This is a genomic window from Sphaerisporangium corydalis (assembly GCF_025506355.1).
GTDB lineage: Bacteria > Actinomycetota > Actinomycetes > Streptosporangiales > Streptosporangiaceae > Sphaerisporangium > Sphaerisporangium corydalis.
In genome coordinates this window covers 50,081-67,559 of sequence record NZ_JANZYP010000012.1, presented here as the reverse complement: position 1 = coordinate 67,559, position 17,479 = coordinate 50,081, and the positions used below count along the sequence as shown (strand labels likewise).

Annotated in this window: 13 protein-coding genes; 4 read left to right on the top strand and 9 right to left on the bottom strand. The window is 73.7% G+C overall.

Annotated elements, in window-relative coordinates:
* The first annotated feature begins 9 nt into the window (after positions 1 to 9).
* A complete protein-coding gene (locus NYZ98_RS11440) occupies positions 10 to 1,578 on the top strand; it encodes a phytoene desaturase family protein (protein WP_262842595.1) in 1,569 nt (522 codons plus the stop codon).
* Between the two features lie 133 nt (positions 1,579 to 1,711).
* On the opposite strand, the gene NYZ98_RS11435 is transcribed toward NYZ98_RS11440, so the two are convergent.
* The 4 genes from NYZ98_RS11435 to NYZ98_RS11420 form a co-directional block, all read right to left on the bottom strand.
* Positions 1,712 to 2,464 (bottom strand): ABC transporter ATP-binding protein, encoded by a 753-nt coding sequence (locus NYZ98_RS11435; RefSeq protein WP_262842594.1) that lies wholly within the window; start codon positions 2,462 to 2,464, stop codon positions 1,712 to 1,714.
* Positions 2,461 to 4,425 carry a branched-chain amino acid ABC transporter ATP-binding protein/permease gene (locus tag NYZ98_RS11430; RefSeq protein WP_262842593.1) on the bottom strand — a complete coding sequence of 655 codons (1,965 nt, stop codon included), beginning with the start codon at positions 4,423 to 4,425 and terminating at the stop codon, positions 2,461 to 2,463. Before NYZ98_RS11430 ends, NYZ98_RS11435 begins: the two co-directional genes overlap by 4 nt.
* Positions 4,422 to 5,300, bottom strand: coding sequence for a branched-chain amino acid ABC transporter permease (locus tag NYZ98_RS11425; RefSeq protein ID WP_262842592.1), 879 nt, complete (start codon positions 5,298 to 5,300; stop codon positions 4,422 to 4,424). Before NYZ98_RS11425 ends, NYZ98_RS11430 begins: the two co-directional genes overlap by 4 nt.
* Positions 5,301 to 5,401: 101 nt before the next feature.
* A complete protein-coding gene (locus NYZ98_RS11420; protein ID WP_262842591.1) occupies positions 5,402 to 6,685 on the bottom strand; it encodes an amino acid ABC transporter substrate-binding protein in 1,284 nt (427 codons plus the stop codon).
* Between the two features lie 210 nt (positions 6,686 to 6,895).
* On the opposite strand from NYZ98_RS11420, the gene NYZ98_RS11415 reads away from it, so the two are divergent.
* Genes NYZ98_RS11415 through NYZ98_RS11405 form a run of 3 tightly spaced genes read left to right on the top strand, consistent with a single transcriptional unit; the run spans position 6,896 to position 10,040 of the window.
* Complete coding sequence (locus tag NYZ98_RS11415) at positions 6,896 to 7,804, top strand: ABC transporter substrate-binding protein (RefSeq protein ID WP_262842590.1); 909 nt, start codon at positions 6,896 to 6,898, stop codon at positions 7,802 to 7,804.
* Positions 7,801 to 8,964 (top strand): MFS transporter, encoded by a 1,164-nt coding sequence (locus NYZ98_RS11410; RefSeq protein WP_262842589.1) that lies wholly within the window; start codon positions 7,801 to 7,803, stop codon positions 8,962 to 8,964. Before NYZ98_RS11415 ends, NYZ98_RS11410 begins: the two co-directional genes overlap by 4 nt.
* Positions 8,961 to 10,040 carry a LacI family DNA-binding transcriptional regulator gene (locus tag NYZ98_RS11405; protein ID WP_262842588.1) on the top strand — a complete coding sequence of 360 codons (1,080 nt, stop codon included), beginning with the start codon at positions 8,961 to 8,963 and terminating at the stop codon, positions 10,038 to 10,040. The genes NYZ98_RS11410 and NYZ98_RS11405 overlap by 4 nt, the downstream gene beginning before the upstream one ends.
* Before the next feature lie 90 nt (positions 10,041 to 10,130).
* On the opposite strand, the gene lysA is transcribed toward NYZ98_RS11405, so the two are convergent.
* From lysA to hutU, 5 genes are all read right to left on the bottom strand, one after another.
* Positions 10,131 to 11,444: a diaminopimelate decarboxylase gene (lysA, locus tag NYZ98_RS11400; protein WP_262842587.1), complete on the bottom strand. Its 1,314-nt coding sequence runs from the start codon at positions 11,442 to 11,444 to the stop codon at positions 10,131 to 10,133.
* 356 nt (positions 11,445 to 11,800) lie between these two features.
* The gene (hutI, locus tag NYZ98_RS11395; protein ID WP_262842586.1) at positions 11,801 to 12,976 is read right to left on the bottom strand and encodes an imidazolonepropionase; all 1,176 of its coding nucleotides are present in this window, start codon (positions 12,974 to 12,976) and stop codon (positions 11,801 to 11,803) included.
* A gap of 43 nt (positions 12,977 to 13,019) precedes the next feature.
* Complete coding sequence (locus NYZ98_RS11390; protein WP_262842585.1) at positions 13,020 to 14,372, bottom strand: formimidoylglutamate deiminase; 1,353 nt, start codon at positions 14,370 to 14,372, stop codon at positions 13,020 to 13,022.
* A complete protein-coding gene (locus NYZ98_RS11385; protein WP_262842584.1) occupies positions 14,363 to 15,583 on the bottom strand; it encodes an allantoate amidohydrolase in 1,221 nt (406 codons plus the stop codon). The genes NYZ98_RS11390 and NYZ98_RS11385 overlap by 10 nt, the downstream gene beginning before the upstream one ends.
* A 103-nt stretch (positions 15,584 to 15,686) precedes the next feature.
* A complete protein-coding gene (hutU, locus tag NYZ98_RS11380) occupies positions 15,687 to 17,357 on the bottom strand; it encodes a urocanate hydratase (protein WP_262842583.1) in 1,671 nt (556 codons plus the stop codon).
* Positions 17,358 to 17,479 lie beyond the last annotated feature (122 nt).

Sequence of the window (17,479 nt, the reverse complement as noted above, 5' to 3'; positions counted from 1 at the left end):
GAGGAAACGATGGACGGCCGGGGTTTCGAGGAGCTGCCCGAGGCGGTGGACGTCGTCGTCCTCGGCGCGGGCCACAACGGCCTGGTGTGCGCCGGGTACCTGGCGGCGGCCGGGCTGGAGGTGCTGGTCCTGGAGGCCCGCGACGTCCCCGGGGGGAACACCGTCACCGAGGAGCTGACGCTGCCGGGGTTCGCCCACGACTCGTGCTCCAGCGCCCACGTGCTGATCCAGTCCAACCCCCTGCTCCGGGACGACGAGCTCGGCCTGCTCGGGACCTACGGGCTGCGGTACGTGATGACCGACCCGGCGGTCGTGCTCCCCCAGCCAGGCGGCGACGCCCTGGTCATGCACCGCGACCTGGACGGCACCGCCGGCGAGATCGCCCGCTGGTCGCCGGCCGACGCGGAGTCGTTCCGCGCGCTGATGGCCGAGTGGTCCGGCGGCCTGGCCGCCGTCCACGGCAGGTGGGGGTCCGGCCTGCCGCTCGGCGACGGCGGCGCGGCGGACCGGTACCGGGCCCTGCGGCGCGCGAGCGCGTGGGACGTCGTCCACGAGCGGTTCACCGACCCGGCCGTGCGCTCGTTCATGCTGTGGCTGGCGCTCGCCACCATCCAGGACCCGCACCGGCCGGGCACCGGCGTACTGCCCTCGTCCATCGCCGCCGGCCGGCTCGCGTTCGGCTGGACCACCCCGATCGGCGGGTCGGGCGCCCTGCCGGACGCGCTGATCAGGCAGATCGAGGCGCACGGGGGCCGCGTCGCGTGCTCGGCGCCGGTGTCGGCCGTCGACGTCGAAGGGGGACGGGCCGTCGCGGTGCGCACCGATGACGGCCGCAGGGTGCGGGCCCGCCGCGCGGTGGTGTCCAGCGCCCACCTGGCGCGGCTCGCCGGCATGATCAGCGGCATCGAGGTGCCCGCCGACCTCGCCGAGGCACGCGACACCTGGCGGCCGGGGCTCAGCGTCTTCGCCGTCCACGCCGCCCTGCGCGGCAACCTCGGCTTCCATTCGGGCAAGGGGCCGATCCGGAGCGCGGCCGGCGGGTTCGGCGGCACCGAGGGCGTCGCCCGCCAGATCGCGGCCTTCCACCGGGGCGAGACCGACGCGACCGACCCGTGGCTGCTGGTGGTGGACCAGACCGTGGCCGACCCGAGCCGGGTGCCCGGCGGCGGCGCCACCTTCAAGATCCTCACCATCGCCCCGTACGAGCGGGCGGACGGGCGGTCCTGGGCGGAGAGCAAGCAGGAGTACGCGGACGCCGTCCTCGGCGTGGTCCGGTCGCGGGCCGGCGGGCTGGAGCCGGAGGACATCCTGGCCCTGCGGGCCGAGTCCCCGGTCGACGTGGCCGCTCACAACGTTCACAACCTCGGGGGTTCCTGCCACGGCGGCGAGTTCCGCACGCCGTCGGGCGAGGTGCTGCCGGGGTGGCTCTCGTACCGGTCCTCGGTCCCTGGGCTGTTCCTGACCGGCGCGACCACGCACCCGGGCGGCTCGGTCTCCGGCCGCCCGGGCCGCAACGCCGCCCGCGTGGTGCTCACCGACCTGGGGATCGACCCGGCGCGGGTGATGGGCGCGAGCTGAACGGGCACGGACCGGCCGGCCCGGCAGGAGGCGTTCCACGCCGGCGCGGACGACGGGCGCGAGCTGAACGGGCGCGGCCCCGCCGGCGCGGATGACGTGCGCGAACGGCGGGCGGGGGGCGGCCCCGCCGGGCTCAGCCGGCGGGCGCACGTGTGCTCCCCGACGGGGCGGTCGTGCCGCCGAGGTACAGCGACGCGATCTCCGGGTGGTCCCTGACCTTCTCGGCGGTGTCGCTGAGCCGGACCCGGCCGCCCTCCATCACCACGCCGTGGGTCGCGAGCCCGAGGCCGAGGCGCACGTTCTGCTCCACGAGCAGCACCGTCGTACCGGCCCGGTTCAGCTCCTGGATCAGGGCCGCGACCCCGGCCAGGCTGCGCGGGTCCAGGCCGAGCGAGGGCTCGTCGAGCAGGATCAGCCGGGGGTCGAGCATGAGGCAGCGCGCGATCTCCACCATCCGCCGCTGGCCGCCGCTCAGGTTGCCCGCGCTGTCGCCGGCCCGCTCGGCCACGATCGGGACGCGGTCCCTGACCATGTCGAGGCGCTCGCGCAGCAGCCGGCGGTCTTTGCGGATCAGGTAGCCGCCCATGAGGATGTTCTCGTGCACCGACATGGCGGGGAACAGGGCGTGCGACTGCGGGACCTGGGCGATCCCCCTGCGCAGGACCTCGTCGGGCGCCCGGCCGCCGATCGCCTCCCCGTCCATGGAGATCTCGCCCGCGCTCGGCCTGAGCAGCCCGCTGATGACGCGGAGCACCGTCGACTTGCCGGCGCCGTTCGGGCCGACGATGCAGGTCACGGTCCGCTCGGCGCAGTCCAGGTCGACGCCCTGCAGGACGGCGCCCCCGCCGTACCCGGCGACGACCCCCTTCATGGACAGCACGGTCACTGCACCGCCTCTCGCGTCGTCACGTCTCGCGGCGGGTCGTCCGGCGCGGGCCGCCAGTCGTCGCCGAGGTAGGCGTCCAGGACCACCGGGTCCTCCCGGATCGTCGCCGGCGGGCCCTCGGCGATCGGCCGGCCTCGGGAGAACACCACGACCGGATCGCACAGCTCCAGGACCAGGGGGATGTTGTGCTCGACCACCAGGAACGTGACCCCGCCGCGGTTCAGCTCGCGGATGACCTCGGTGAGCCGCCCGAGCAGGCTGGGGTTCACCCCGCCGGCCGGCTCGTCGAGCAGGATCAGCTTGGGCCGCAGCATCAGCACCTGGGCGAGCTCGACCAGCTTCTGCTGGCCGTAGGACAGCGAGCCGGCGCGCTGCCCGGCGAACCGGCCGAGGCCGACGATGTCGAGCAGCTCCCGCGCCCGCGCCGCCTCGTGCCCGCTGACCGCGCCCGCGAACATCGTCCGCCAGCGCGAGTCGGGCAGCGGCGCGACCACGTTCTCCTGGACCGTCATCTCCTTGAACAGGCGGGTGACCTGGTAGGTGCGCCCGAGGCCGAGGTGCCCGCGCCGCCAGGGCCGCATCGCGTCGATCCGCTCGCCGTCGAACCAGATCTCCCCCGCGTCGGCGGCCATGCCACCGGTGACCAGGTTGAACAGGGTCGTCTTGCCCGAGCCGTTCGGGCCGATCAGCGCGGTGACGCTCCCCTTGCGGACCGTCAGCCCGGCGCCGTCGACGGCGATCAGGCCGCCGAAGGTCTTGGACACCCCTCGGACGTCGAGCAGGACCTCCCCTGGCGCCACCCGACCGGCCGCTTCGGCCCGTTCGAGTGCCCGCTCCCGGACGGTCACCACACCCTGGCCGGGCGCCGGTTCGGGGGCGGGCGCGGGATCCTGGCCGGGCGCGGGTTCGTGAGCGAACGCGGGTACGTGAGCCGTCGCGGGTTCGTGAGCGGTCGAAGGGGCGCGGCCGAGGGCGCCGGCCTGGTCGGTGTACTCGACGTCCGCCGGGTGGCGCCGCAGCCACCACGCCTGGAGGGCCGGCAGGATGCCCTTGGGGACGAACAGCACCACGAGCATCAGCGCGAGGCCGAACAGCAGGACGCGCGACTGGGTGCCGCCGCCGTACACGGTGGCCGCCTCGCCGGCGAGCTGGACCAGGAAGGCGCCGACGACCGGCCCGTACAGGGTGCCCCGGCCGCCGGCCAGGGCGGCGAGCACGATGGTCACGCTGCCGAGGATGGTGAACGACCCGACCGGGTTGATGAAGGTCAGGTAGTAGGAGTACACGCCGCCCGCCGCGCCGATGAAGAAGGCGCTCGCGGCGTACCCCACGATCTTGAAGCGGGTGGTGTCGACGCCGATGGAAGCGGCCTTGCCCTCGTCCTCGCGGATCGCGACCAGCCCGGTGCCGAACTTGGTCCGCCGCAGCCAGGCGCTGAACAGCACGGTGAGCACCAGCAGGCCGAGGAACAGGTAGTAGAAGGGGATGTTCTGGAAGTCGCGGCTCCAGAAGGGCAGTTCGAGGGTGATGCCGTCCGAGCCGTGGGTGAGGCCCCTGGAGTTGATCGCGAGGATCTGCGCGGCCAGCAGCATCGCGATCGTGATGATCACGAAGGCGTGGCCCCGGGTGCGCAGGACGACCGACCCGATCAGCATCGCGACGACCACGGCGGTGACCCCGCCGAGCGGGGCGATCCACAGCGGGTTGATCCCCCACTGGAGGGCCAGGATGCCGACGGTGTAGGAGCCGAGGCCGAGGAACATGCTGTGGCCGAGCGAGATGTAGCCGGCGTAGCCGGAGATGATGTTCCAGCTCGACGCCTGGATCGCCAGCAGGAAGCCGAGCAGCATGACCGCCTGCGGGTACGGCTGCCAGGGGTTGACCACCGGGTACACCAGGAGCGCGACCAGCACCAGCGCGGCGGCCAGGTGGGCGCGGGGGATCGCCCGCAGCCGGGTCATACGGCGTCCTCGCGCAGCTTGGCGCCGAACAGGCCCTGCGGCCGGATCAGCAGCACCACCATGATCACGACGTAGAAGACCAGCGTGGACCAGCCGAGTGACCCGTAGGTGGCCGTCAGCGTCTCGGCCAGGCCGAGGATGCCCGCGCCGACCAGGGCGCCGGGCAGGCTGCCCATGCCGCCGAGCACGACGATCCCGAGCAGCCGGGAGATCCAGTCGTAGTGGGAGGCGGGGAAGAAGGGGTACAGCACCGACAGGATCGACCCGCCGACGCCGGTCGTCGCGCTGCCGATCGCGAACGCCAGGGCGGCGGTGCCGGTGGCGGCGACGCCGACCAGCGCGGCGCCCGAGGGGTTCTGCGTGGCCGCGCGGATCGCCCGGCCGGTCCAGGTCCTGGTCAGGACGAAGTACAGCACCCCGAGGACCACGACGGCGGCGAGGAAGCCGAACACCTGCGTCTTGGGCAGCGAGATGTCCCCGACGCGGTAGGACTCCTCGAAGTAGGACGGGGCGGCCGACCTGAACCTGTTGCCGGCGACCACGTTCAGTACGCCCTCGATCACCAGCGCGAAGCCGAAGGTCAGCAGCACCGACATCGACGCCGAGGACCCCCGGATCCGGGAGATCAGCAGGCGGTAGACCACCCAGCCGAAGCCGAACATGAGCGGGGTGGTGACCAGGGAGGCGACGATCGGGTCGATGCCCGTCCGCTGCCACAGCCACCAGGTCAGCATGGCCACCAGGACCAGGAACGCGCCCTGCGCGATGTTGATGATCTGCATGACCCCGAAGATCAGGGTGAGCCCGGAGGCCATGAGCGCGTACACCCCGCCGATCAGCAGGCCTAGGATGATCGCCTGTACAAGTTGTGTCATCTCGAGAACTCCTCGTCGGCCCTCCGGGGCCGCCGCCGGGCGGGCCGGCGGCGGGCCGCCTCCAGGCGGGCTTGGGGGTTACGGCCGCTTGCGAGTTACGGCTACTTCCAGGCGGGCTTGGGGTTGACCACGGTCTTGGTCGTCGCCACGTCGGCGGGGCCGACCACCTCCACCTTTCCCGACTGCCACTGGGCGAGCAGGAACCTGCCCTTCGGCTCCCCGGTCGCCCCCCAGCTCAGCGGGCCGAGGATGGTGTCGACCGTGTTGGCGTGCAGCCAGTCGCGGATCTTGTCCTGGTCGATCGACCCGACCTTCTCCGTGGCGGCCTGCAGCACCTGGGCCGCGGCGAACGCGTCCGCGGCGTCCTCGGCGGGTGCCGCACTGTACGCCTTGGTGTAGGCCGCGACGAAATCGGGGTTGAGCGGGGTGGACGCCTTCTCGTTCCAGCTCACGGTGTAGAAGACGCCCTCGGTGTTGGCCACGCCGACGCCGTCGCTGTACTGGCCGGCGTTGCTGGGCGCCGAGGTCTGGAACAGGATCTTCGGCGAGTAGTTCAGCTGCTTGAGGCCGCGGACCAGCCCGACGCCGTCCTCGAACACCGCGCCCTGCGCGATCAGGTCGGGCTTCTTGCCGGCGATGCTGCTGGCGACGGTCTGGAAGTTGGTCGTGTCGGCGGGGTAGAGCGAGGTGTACACGGTCTCGACGCCGAGCGCTTCGAGCTGCTTTCGCATCGACTCGATGACGGGCTGGGCGAAGGGGTCGTCCTGGCTCGGGTAAGCGGCGGTCTTGGGCCGGTCGGCCTCGGGCAGCGACTTGATCCAGTCGACGAAGACGTCGGCCTGGTGCGGCGCGGTGGCCGGCTGGGCGAAGAACAGGTACTTGAAGTTCCGCTCGAACATCTTGGGCGCGCCGCCGGCCGGCTCGACGAAGACCATGCCGTTCTTCTCGGCCACCGCCGAGGCGGGGTAGTTCAGCAGCGAGGAGAACGTGCCGAGGAGCAGGTCCACCTTGTCCTGGGTGATCAGCTTGGTGTAGTCGGCGACCACGGTGTCCTGGTTGCTCGCGTCGTCGGTGATCTTGATCTCGACCTGCCGCCCCAGGATGCCGCCCCTGGCGTTGACCATGTCGCGCCACACCTCGTAGCCGCGCTTAGCCTCGCCGCCCGGCTGGGCGAAGTCGCCGGTCAGCGGCAGCGAGACACCGACGACGATGGGCTTGTCGACGTCGGAGGCGGCCGTCTCGGACGGGCGTTGACCGCAGGCGGTCAGGGCCAGGACCGCCACGACGGCCAGCGTCACCGCGCCCCGGGCTCGACCGCGCCGGCGTGGAACCTCGTGCGACGACCCGGCGCGGGTCTCGGATTCCCCTGGGATCGAAGCGGTCATGAGCCCTCCTCTGTTAACGTTTGCCGCTAGGCACTAACCGCAAACGATTGCGCTGGCCAGCAGCATGAAGTTGCGATCCTGTTAATGTCAAGGGGTGCGAGGGGTTTCGCGCCGCTGTTCATGCAATCGAGTGCGGTCAGATCGGTCGGCCGGCCCCCGGTGGCCGGCGGCCTGCCCCGGTGCCGCCGAGAAGGAACGGAGCCGCCCATCGTGACCGAGGAACTCGTCGTCGGCGCGTTCAGCCCCTCGGTGCTCCTGCGGGTGAGCCGCCGCCTCGGCCTGCTCGGCGAACGGGGCCTGCTCGTGCGCGAGGAACCCGTCCCCTCCTCGCCCGCGCAGTTCCGCGCGCTCATCGACGGCGGCCTGAACGCGGCGCTGACCAGCCCCGACAACGTGGTCGCCTACCGCTTCTCCCCCGGCAACCCGCTGGGCGAGACCGCCGACGCGCGCATCGTCGCGGCCGTCGACCGGGGCCTCGGGCTCGGCGTGTACGCGCGGCCCGGCCTCACCACGGCCGCCGACCTCAAGGGCGCGGCCATCGGCGTCGACGTCCCCGGGTCCGGGTTCGCCTTCGGCCTGTACGCGCTGCTCGCCTCGCTCGGCCTGGAGCAGGGCGACTACCGCGTGGTCCCCCTCGGCTCCACCCCCCGCCGCCTGGACGCGCTCCTGGACGGCCGGTGCGACGCCACGATGCTCAACGCCGGCAACGAGCTGCGCGCCGAGGACGCCGGGGCCGTCCGCCTCGCCCGGCTCACCGACGTCTGCCGCCCCTACCTCGGTACGGTCCTGTGCGTGGTCGGGGACCGCCGAAGACCCGAGGTCGACGCGCTCGCCGGCGCCCTCGGCCACGCGGCCCGCGAGATCGTCTCCGGCGGCGCCGGCCCCCTCGCCGCCGAGGAGGCCGCGGACGCGCTCGGCCTGTCCGCCGCCCTGGCGGCCAGGTACGTCGAACGGCTGCGGGACCCCGACGAGGGGCTGGTCACCGACGGGGTGACCGACCCCGGCGCGATGGCCACGGTCGTCGGGCTGCGGCAGCGGTACGCGCCGCGGGCCGACGACGCGCTCGCGACCGCGCTGGACCCCTCCCGAGGGCTCGTCGACCCCCCGGCCCGTGCATGAGCGCTCCCGCACCGCGGCTGCTGCAGGCGACCGCGCTCGTCAGCACCCTGGACCGGTTCGCGATGCCGCCGATGCTGATCGCGATGGCCCACGAGCTGGGCGTGCCGCTGTCGGACATCGTGCGGGCGGCCGGCGCGTACTTCCTGGCCTACGGGCTCATGCAGCCGGTCTGGGGGATGGTCTCCGACCACCTCGGGCTGGTCAGGACGATGCGCATCGCGCTGTCGCTGTCAGCGGTGTGCACGACCGCGGCCGCGTTCTCCTCGACGACGCTCGGCCTAGGCGTGGCCAGGGGGCTGGCCGGGGCGTGCTTCAGCGCGGCCATCCCGGCGAGCCTGATCTACATCGGCGACACCGTCTCGGCCGGCCGGCGGCAGCGGGAGGTGACCGGCCTCATGGCGGGCGTCGCCGTCGGGACGGCGCTGGCGTCGGTGGGCGCCGGGGCGCTGGCCCAGTTCGCCACCTGGCGCGCCGCGTTCGTGCTGACCGGCCTCGCCGCCCTCGTGCTCGCGCTGGTCCTGGGCCGGCTCCCCCAGCCGCCGCTCACGCGCGCCCACGAAAGCGTGCTCGCGCCGCTGCTGGCCGTCGCCCGATCCGGGCCGTCCAGGCTGGTGCTGCTGCTGGCCTTCGCCGAAGGGGTCGTGCTGCTCGGCGTGCTGACCATCCTGCCCCCGGCCGTGGAGGCCTCGGGCACCAGCGCGACCGTCGCCGGCGCGGTCACCGCCGTGTACGGGGTGGTGGTGCTCGCGTTCGCCCGCGTGGTGGGCGCGATGTCGCGCCGCATGCACACCTCACGGCTCATCGCCATCGGCGCGGTCGCCGCGGCGGCGGCCTGCGGGCTCGCCGCTCTGTCGCGGTCGCCCGCGGTGGCGCTGGCGGCGGCCGGCCTGCTCGGCGTCGCCTGGGCCTCGATGCACTCCTCGTTGCAGACGTGGGCCACCGAGGTGCTGCCGCGTGCGCGCGCGACCGTGGTCTCGGCGTTCGCCGGCGCGCTCTTCCTCGGCAGCGCCGTCGCGGCCGCGTTCGTCGGGGGACTGGCGCAGGCCGATCGGTACGCTGAGATCTTCGGCTGGGCCACGGCACTGGCGATCCCGCTCGGGCTGGTGGCCACTCTGGCACGCGCACGTTGGATCCGACCCGAAGGAGAGCCCGGTCGATGAGACCCGACCAGCCTGCCGCGCTCCAGGCGACCGCGGAGCCGCGGCGCCCGCAGGCACGGCAGCCCTCCACGCTCCGCGACGTCGCCGAGGCCGCCGGCGTCCACGCCGCCACCGCCTCACGGGCGCTGAACCCCAAGACCCAGGGGCTGGTGAGCGCCGCCACCGCCCGGCGCGTGCTCAAGGCCGCAGAGACCCTGGGGTACCAGCCCAACCCCATCGCGCGGAGCCTGAAGACCTCACGGTCGTTCACCGTCGGGCTGGTGCTCCCCGACCTGACCAACCCATTGTTCCCGCCGATCGTGCGGGGCATTGAGGACGTGCTCGCGCCCGGCGGCTACAGCGCCTGGATCGTCAACACCGACAATGACCCCCAGCGGGAGCTGGCGCAGATCGAGTCGCTGCGGTCCCGCCAGGTCGAGGGGCTCATCATCGCCACGGCGCGGCTCGACCACCCGCTGCTGCGGAAGATGCACGACGAGGGCGTCAGGATGGTCTTCGTCAACCGCCGCGTCGAGAACCTGGACGTGCCCACGGTCACCGCCGACGACGCCACCGGCATCGCGCTCGCCGTCAAGCACCTGGCCGACCTGGGCCACACCCGCATCGCGCACCTCGCCGGCCCGCAGAGCACCTCCACCGGGGTCGTCAGGTCACGGGCGTTCCGGCACGCGATCCGCGACCACGGGATGGCCGACGACCCGTCGCTCGTCGTCGAGTGCGCGCGGTGGAGCGAGGCCGACGGCGCGGGCGCGATGCGCGAGCTGCTCGGCCGGGACGACCGGTTCACCGCGGTCGTGGCCGGCAACGACCTCATCGCGCTCGGCTGCTACGACGTGTTCGCCGAGCGCCGCATCTCGTGCCCGGCCGACATCAGCGTGGTCGGGTTCAACGACATGCCGTTCCTGGACAAGCTCAGCCCGCCGCTCACGACCGTCGGGGTCCCCCACCACGACATCGGGGCGGAGGCGGCGCGCATGCTCCTCGACTGCATCGAACAGCCGGAACGACACCCGCGCTCGGTCCTGATGGCGGTCTCCCTGGTCATCCGCGGCTCCACCTCCCGCCCGTCCCGGTGACCCCAGGGGGACGTCCTCCGGGCCCGGTGACCGTTCACAGGGTTCGGTGACCCGGGGGCGTCCGGACCGTGCTGGGATCCGGCGGCGGGGCTAGAGTCCCACGTCGCGGCGCATCAGATCCTCGGCGCCCTCGCGGCGGACCACCAGCCGGGCCCCGCCCTCGCCGACGGCGACCACCGGAGGGCGGCCGGTCAGGTTGTAGGTGGAGGCCATGGAGTGGTGGTACGCGCCGGTGGCCGCCATGACGATCACGTCGCCGGGGTGGACGTCGGCCGGGAGCGGCGCGTCCTCGGCCAGGACGTCCCCGGCCTCGCAGTGGTGGCCCACCACGTGCACCGGGCGCGTCCCCGCGTTCGACGCGCGGCCCACCAGCCGCACCTCGTACGGCGCGCCGTACAGCGAATGCCGGGGGTTGTCGCTCATGCCGCCGTCGACCGCGACGTAGGTCCGGGTGAGCCCCCTCTTCACGGAGATCACCCGGTACAGGGTGACGCCCGCGGGCCCGCTGATCGCCCGGCCCGGCTCCACGATGAGGCGCGGGACGGGCAGCCCGCGAGCGGCGCAGCGCTCCCGCAGGGCGCGGTCGATCCGGCGGCCGAACTCGGCCACGTCCAGGCCGTGCTCCCCCGGCAGGTAGGCGATCCCGTGGCCGCCGCCGAGGTCCAGCTCCGGCAGGAGCACCCCATGCCGCTCCCGGACCCTTGCGGTCTGCTCCACCATCACGCGCACCGCGGTCTCGTACGGCTCCGGCGCGCGGATCTGCGAGCCGAGGTGGCAGTGCAGGCCTGTCAGCTCAAGACTCGGCTGGTCCAGCACCCTGGCCACGGCCTCGCCCGCGGCACCGGTGGCGATGGACAGCCCGAACTGCTGGTCCTCCCCGCCCGTGCGGAGCGCCGCGTGTGCGCCCGCGCCGACGTCGGGGATGACCCTGACCAGCACCTTCTGCCGCCGCCCCGCCGGGACCAGCGCGGCGAGCCTGCTGATCTCGGCGAGGTTGTCCACCACGATCCGCCCGACGCCCTCGTTCACGGCGGCGGTGAGCTCGCGGGGGGTCTTGGCGTTGCCGTGGAAGATGATCCGCTCGGCGGGGAAGCCGACCGAGCGCGCGACCGCGAGCTCGCCGGCGCTGCACACGTCGATGCTCATCCTCTCCGCGCGCATCCAGCTCGCCATGGCACGGCACAGGAACGCCTTGGCGGCGTAGGCGATCTCGGCACCGGGCAGCGCCGCCTTGTACTCACGACAGCGGCGGCGCACGTCGGCCTCGTCGATGACATAACTGGGAGTGCCGAACCGGGCAGCGATCTCCACCAGCGACACCCCCGCCACCGTCACCTCCCCCCGCGCCCCGAACTCCACAGACCCGGGCCACGGCCCCCGCACAACCTCGGCGACGACGGTCATGACGTCCTCCTTCCGGAAGGTTTCGCGACGGCTCGCGGCTCACGGGGCGGGTCGGTGGGGTGTGGGGGGTCTTCGGGTGGGATGGTGGCCATGTTCTGGGTTAGGGCGCACATCAGGACTCCCGCGAAAGGGGTGGCCGGGGGAACCGAGTGGACACCCCTGAGAGGGGATCGGCGCCGTTTCTCATGATCTTCCTCCTGTGGACCCGTCGGACCGTCAAATCGGTCTGAAAGGAACGCTAGGTCGGATCGGCGACAACCTTCGCTTTCTTGACACGCCTCTGACGCGGACGCCGGGAGAACTGACGCGTCCTTGACGGCCCATCCCCCGAGCCCTGTCCTTCCCCGCGCGGACGATCAGGCGGCGGGCACGCCGTCCTTCCATACGCGGGCGACCAGCGGGACGCCCGGGCGGTAGGAGAGGTGGACGTAGGACGGGGCGTCCAGCAGGACGGCGTCGGCGCGGGCGCCGGGCCCAAGGTGGCCGATATCGGCACGGCGCAGGGCGCGGGCGCCGCCCATCGTGGCCGCCCAGACCGCCTCGGCGGGCGTCATGTTCATGTCACGGACCGCGAGCGCGACGCAGAACGGGATGCTGGTGGTGTAGCTCGACCCCGGATTGCAGTCGGCGGCGAGCGCGACCGTGGCCCCCGCGTCGATCAGGCGGCGCGCGTCCGGGTAGCGCGACCGCGTGGAGAACTCCGCCCCGGGCAGGAGCGTCGCCACCGTCCCCCCTGAGGCGAGCGCGTCCACGTCGGCGTCGCTGAGGTGGGTCACGTGGTCGGCCGACGCCGCGTCCAGCTCGACCGCGATCGCCACCCCAGGACCGGGCCCGAGCTGGCCCGCGTGCACCCGGGGGACCAGGCCCCTGGCCTTGCCGGCCGTGAGGATCGCCCTGGTCTGGTCCCCGTCGAAGGCCCCCCGGTCGCAGAACACGTCGATCCACTTCGCGTGGGGCGCGCACGCGTCGAGCATCGCCCCGCGCGCCAGGTCCACGTAGGCGTCGGGGTCGGCCGCGTACTCGGGCGGCACCACGTGGGCGCCCAGGTAGGTCACCTCGGGGGTGTGCCCGGCCGCGACCCGCAGGCTTCGCGCCTCGTCCTCGACGGTGAGGCCGTACCCGGACTTGCACTCGATTGTGGTCGTGCCCGACCGGAGCGCCTCGGCGACCAGCCGGCGAACGTTCTCATCCAGTTCGCCGTCGGTGGCCTGACGGGTGGCGGCGACGGTGGTGCGGATGCCCCCGGCCGTGTACGGGCGGCCCGACATCCTGGCCTCGAACTCCGGCGCGCGGTCCCCGGCGAACACCAGGTGGGCGTGGCTGTCGACGAACCCGGGGATGACCGCCCGCCCGGCGGCGTCGAAGCGCTCCCGCGCCGCCCCCTCCGGGGTCCGGGACCCGGGGCCCGCCCAGACCACCCGCCCGTCCTCGACGACCAGCGCCGCGTCACGCACCAGACCGAGCGGACCCTCGCCGATGCCGGGATCGTTGGTGACCAGGGACCCGATGTTGGCGATGAGCAGGGAACTCACGTTGACTCCGTGATCGCGGCCGTGAAAGCGATGGGCAGGGAATTCACGTCGACTCCGTGATCGCGGCGGTGAGGGCGGCGGGGACGTCGCCGACGAGCAGGTGGTGGCCGTCGCCGACGATGTGGCGGCCCCCGGCGATCACCTCGCGGACGTCGGTCGCCGTCGCGGCGAACACCAGCGACTCCACCAGGGAGCCGGTGGCCGAGCCGGCCATCCGTACCGAGTCCAGGGTGACGGTCACCAGGTCCGCCGGGGCGCCCGCCTCGATGCGGCCCGCCTCCGGCCACCCGAGGGAGGCGTGGCCGCCCGAGGTGGCGGCGCGCAGCAGGTCGGCGGCGAGCCAGTGCCCCCGGTGGCGGGTGGCCAGCCGCTCGTCCAGCTCCACGCCGCGCGCCTCCTCGAACAGGTCGACGACGGCGTGGCTGTCGCTGCCGAGCGAGAGCGGCGAGCCCGCGTCCGCCAGCGCCCGGGCCGGGCCGATCCCGTCCGCGAGGTCGCGCTCGGTCGTCGGGCACATGCAGACCCCGGTGCCGGAGTCCCCGAGCAGGGTGACGTCCCGGCCGGTGAGGTGGGTGGCGTGCACCGCCGTGGACAGCGGGCCGAGCGCCCCGTGCTCGGCGAGGAGCTCCGCAGGGGTCCGGCCGTAGGCCGACAGGCAGGCCTCGTTCTCGGCGACCTGCTCGGACAGGTGGAAGTGCAGCGGCGCGTCCCGCTCGCGCGCCCAGCCGCTCACCACGCCGATCTCCTCCGACGGCACGGCGCGTGCCGAGTGGACGGCCGCGCCGATCCGCGCGTGCGCGCCGCCCTTCAGGTCCGAGACCCGCTCCGCCCACGCGGCGGCGTCCCGGTCGCCGAAGCGCGACTGCGGGCCTTCGAGCGGCATGCCGAACCCGCCGCGCAGGTAGCAGGCGTCCAGGAGCGTGATGCGGATCCCGGCGTCCGCCGCGGCGGCGATCAGCGCCTCGCCCATCGCGTTGGGCGAGGAGTACGGGCGCCCGCCCGGGCCGTGGTGCACGTAGTGGAACTCGCCCACGCAGGTCACCCCGGCGAGCGCCATCTCGGCGTACGCGGCCCGCGCCAGCGCGTGGTAGCCGTCCGGGGTGAGGCGGTCGGCGACCGCGTACATCTGACGGCGCCACGTCCAGAAGGTGCCGCGCTCGCGCTGGGTGCGCCCGCGCAGGGCCCGGTGGAACGCGTGGGAGTGGGCGTTGGCCAGCCCCGGCACGGTGATCCCCCGAAGGTGCGTCGCCCCCGGCGGCGGCACCGGCACATCCTGGCGCACGCCCGTGACCCGCCCCCCGGCGGTCTCGATGACGACCCCCCGGGCCGTCCCCTCCCCACCCAGCCAGGCATGGTCGGCGTAGAACAGGACCGCGTCCGCTGAGGTCATCGGCATGCGAGGTCCTCCAGGACCGTGGTCAGAGCGGCGACACCGGCGACGCAGTCGTCCGTCCCGGCGTGTTCGGCCGGGCTGTGGCTGACCCCCGTCGGGTTCCTTACGAAGATCATCGCACTCGGGACCGACGCCGACAGGATCCCCGCGTCGTGGCCCGCGCCCGTGGGCAGGGCGGGGACGCCGCCGAGGGCCTTCGCGATCCGGTCCCGCAGCTCGTCGCCGAACTCCACCACCGGGGTGACCGACTCCGCCACCACCTCGACCCGCACCCCGTGCTCGGCCCCCGCCGCCCGGGCGGCCTCGGCGATCTGGTCCACCATCCCGTCCACGGTGGCGGCGTCCGGGGCGCGGCCGTCGAGCCACGCGTCGACCCGCGCCGGGATCGCGTTGGTGCCGTTGGGGTCGACCAGCACCTTGCCGAACGTCGCCAGCGCGCCCCACCGCTCAGCCGCCGCCCTGGCCGCCAGCACGGTCGAGGCGAACGGCGGCATCGGGTCGTGCCGGTCGGCCAGCCGGGTGGTGCCCGCGTGGTTGGCCTCACCGTGGAAGGTGCAGCGCCACCGGCCGTGCGGCCAGATCGCGCTCGCCACGCCGATCGGCGCGTCCAGGCCCACCAGCCCCCTGCCCTGCTCGATGTGCAGCTCCACGAACACCCCGATGCGCCCGAGCACCTCCTCGTCGCGGCCGATGGCATCGGGGTCGGCGCCCGCCGCGCGCATCGCCTCGGCCAGCGTCACCCCGTCGCCGTCCCGCAGCGCGCGGGCGTCGTCCGGGGCCAGGACGCCGGTGAGCAGGCGGCTGCCCACGCACGCCACGCCGAAGCGGGCGCCCTCCTCGTCGGCGAAGTTGACCACCGCGATCGGGCGCGCCGGGACGACGCCCCGCGCGCGCAGCTCGTCCACGGCCAGGAACGCCGAGACGACGCCGAGCGGGCCGTCGAACGCCCCGCCGCCGGGCACGCTGTCCAGGTGGCTGCCGGTCACCACCGCCCCGGCGGCCGGGGTTCCCCACCAGGCCCACTGGTTGCCGTCGCGGTCCCGCTCGTACGTCATGCCGCGCAGCGCCGCCTGCTCCTGGAACCAGCCGCGCAGGGCGAGGTCGACGGGTGTCCACGCGAACCGGCGGTACCCGCCCGGGTCCCCGCCGCCGATCGCCGCCAGTTCCTCCCACACCTCCCGGAACCGCCCCGCCGACCCGCCACCGTCCGTCACGGGGTCCCTCCAGCGGCCATGGTCCTGCCGTCCGGCATCTGGTCCCCGCCGGCCATCGCCCTGCTGCCCGCTTTGTCCCCGCCTGACGGCGCCCTTCCGCCCGTCACCGCGTCCCCCCGCCGGCCATCGGGATCACGACGTCGCGCTCGGCGGCGATCTCCGAGGCGCGGTCGTACCCCGCGTCGACGTGCCTGATCACGCCCATGCCCGGGTCGTTGGTCAGGACGCGCTCCAGCTTCTGGGCCGCCAGCGCCGTCCCGTCGGCCACGCTGACCTGCCCGGCGTGGATGGACCGGCCGATGCCGACGCCGCCGCCGTGGTGGATCGACACCCACGACGCGCCCGACGACACGTTGACCATGGCGTTGAGCAGCGGCCAGTCGGCGATCGCGTCGGAACCGTCGAGCATCGCCTCGGTCTCGCGGTACGGCGAGGCGACCGACCCGCAGTCGAGGTGGTCGCGCCCGATGACCAGCGGCGCCCGCAGCTCGCCGGACGCCACCATGTCGTTGAACCGCAGGCCCGCCTTGTCCCGCTCCCCGTACCCGAGCCAGCAGATGCGCGCGGGCAGCCCCTGGAAGGCGACCCGCTCCCCCGCCAGCTTGATCCACCGGGCCAGCGACTCGTTCTCGGGGAACAGGTCGAGGATGGCCCGGTCGGTCGCGGCGATGTCGCGGGGGTCGCCCGACAGCGCCGCCCACCGGAACGGCCCCTTCCCCTCGCAGAACAGCGGCCGGATGTAGGCGGGCACGAAGCCGGGGAAGTCGAACGCCCGCGCGTACCCGGCGAGCAGGGCCTCGCCCCTGATGGAGTTGCCGTAGTCGAAGACCTCGGCACCCCGGTCCAGGAAACCGACCATCGCCTCCACGTGCGTCGCCATCGCCTCGCGGGCGCGCAACGTGAACGCGGCGGGGTCCTTGTCCGCCTCGGCGCGCATGTCGTCGACGTCCATGCCGAGCGGCAGGTAGGCCAGCGGGTCGTGCGCCGAGGTCTGGTCGGTGACGATGTCGATCGGCGCGTCCATGGCCAGCAGTCTCGGCAGCACCTCGGCGGCGTTGCCGAGCAGGCCGATCGACAGCGGGCGGCGGGCGTCACGCGCCTCGACGGCCAGCCGGAGCGCGTCGTCCAGATCGCGGGCCTGGACGTCGAGGTAGCGGTGCTCGATCCTCCTGGCGATGCGCGAAGGGTCGCATTCGACGCAGATCGCCACACCGTCGTTCATGGTCACGGCCATCGGCTGGGCGCCGCCCATCCCGCCGAGCCCGGCGGTGAGTGTGATCGTCCCGGCGAGGGTCCCGCCGAACCGCTTGGCGGCGACCGCGGCGAAGGTCTCGTACGTGCCCTGCAGGATGCCCTGGGTGCCGATATAGATCCACGAACCGGCCGTCATCTGCCCGTACATCGTCAGCCCAGCCGCCTCCAGGCGCCGGAACTCCTCCCAGTTCGCCCAGTCGGGCACCAGGTTGGAGTTGGCGATCAGCACGCGGGGCGCCCACTCGTGGGTCCGCATCACGCCGACGGGCCGCCCGGACTGGACGAGCAGCGTCTCGTCCTGCTTGAGCCCCTGGAGGGTGCGGGCGATGGCGTCGAACGACGGCCAGTCCCGCGCCGCCTTGCCCGTCCCGCCGTAGACGACCAGTTTGTCGGGATGCTCGGCCACCTCGGGGTCGAGGTTGTTGTGCAGCATCCGGAAGGCGGCCTCCTGCTGCCATCCCTGGCAGGACAGTTCGCTGCCCCGGGGCGAGCGGATGACCCGCCGGACGTCCTCACTCATCGCCGTTCCTCTCCTGGCTCGGCCGCCGGTCCCGGTGCGGATACCCGCGCCCCGGCGACCGAAGCCCCTGTCGTGCAAATCATGATCTCCCCCACCTGACCCCTACGCCCCACCGCCGCGCA

Excerpts from the sequence above, each read along its gene's own strand:
- NYZ98_RS11425 (WP_262842592.1), bottom strand. The coding sequence starts at position 5,300 with ATGACACAACTTGTACAGGCGATCATCCTAGGCCTGCTGATCGGCGGG.
- NYZ98_RS11440 (WP_262842595.1), top strand. The coding sequence starts at position 10 with ATGGACGGCCGGGGTTTCGAGGAGCTGCCCGAGGCGGTGGACGTCGTC.
- lysA (WP_262842587.1), bottom strand. The coding sequence starts at position 11,444 with ATGACCGTCGTCGCCGAGGTTGTGCGGGGGCCGTGGCCCGGGTCTGTG.
- NYZ98_RS11405 (WP_262842588.1), top strand. The coding sequence starts at position 8,961 with ATGAGACCCGACCAGCCTGCCGCGCTCCAGGCGACCGCGGAGCCGCGG.
- hutU (WP_262842583.1), bottom strand. The coding sequence starts at position 17,357 with ATGAGTGAGGACGTCCGGCGGGTCATCCGCTCGCCCCGGGGCAGCGAA.
- NYZ98_RS11430 (WP_262842593.1), bottom strand. The coding sequence starts at position 4,425 with ATGACCCGGCTGCGGGCGATCCCCCGCGCCCACCTGGCCGCCGCGCTG.
- NYZ98_RS11420 (WP_262842591.1), bottom strand. The coding sequence starts at position 6,685 with ATGACCGCTTCGATCCCAGGGGAATCCGAGACCCGCGCCGGGTCGTCG.
- NYZ98_RS11390 (WP_262842585.1), bottom strand. The coding sequence starts at position 14,372 with ATGCCGATGACCTCAGCGGACGCGGTCCTGTTCTACGCCGACCATGCC.
- NYZ98_RS11410 (WP_262842589.1), top strand. The coding sequence starts at position 7,801 with ATGAGCGCTCCCGCACCGCGGCTGCTGCAGGCGACCGCGCTCGTCAGC.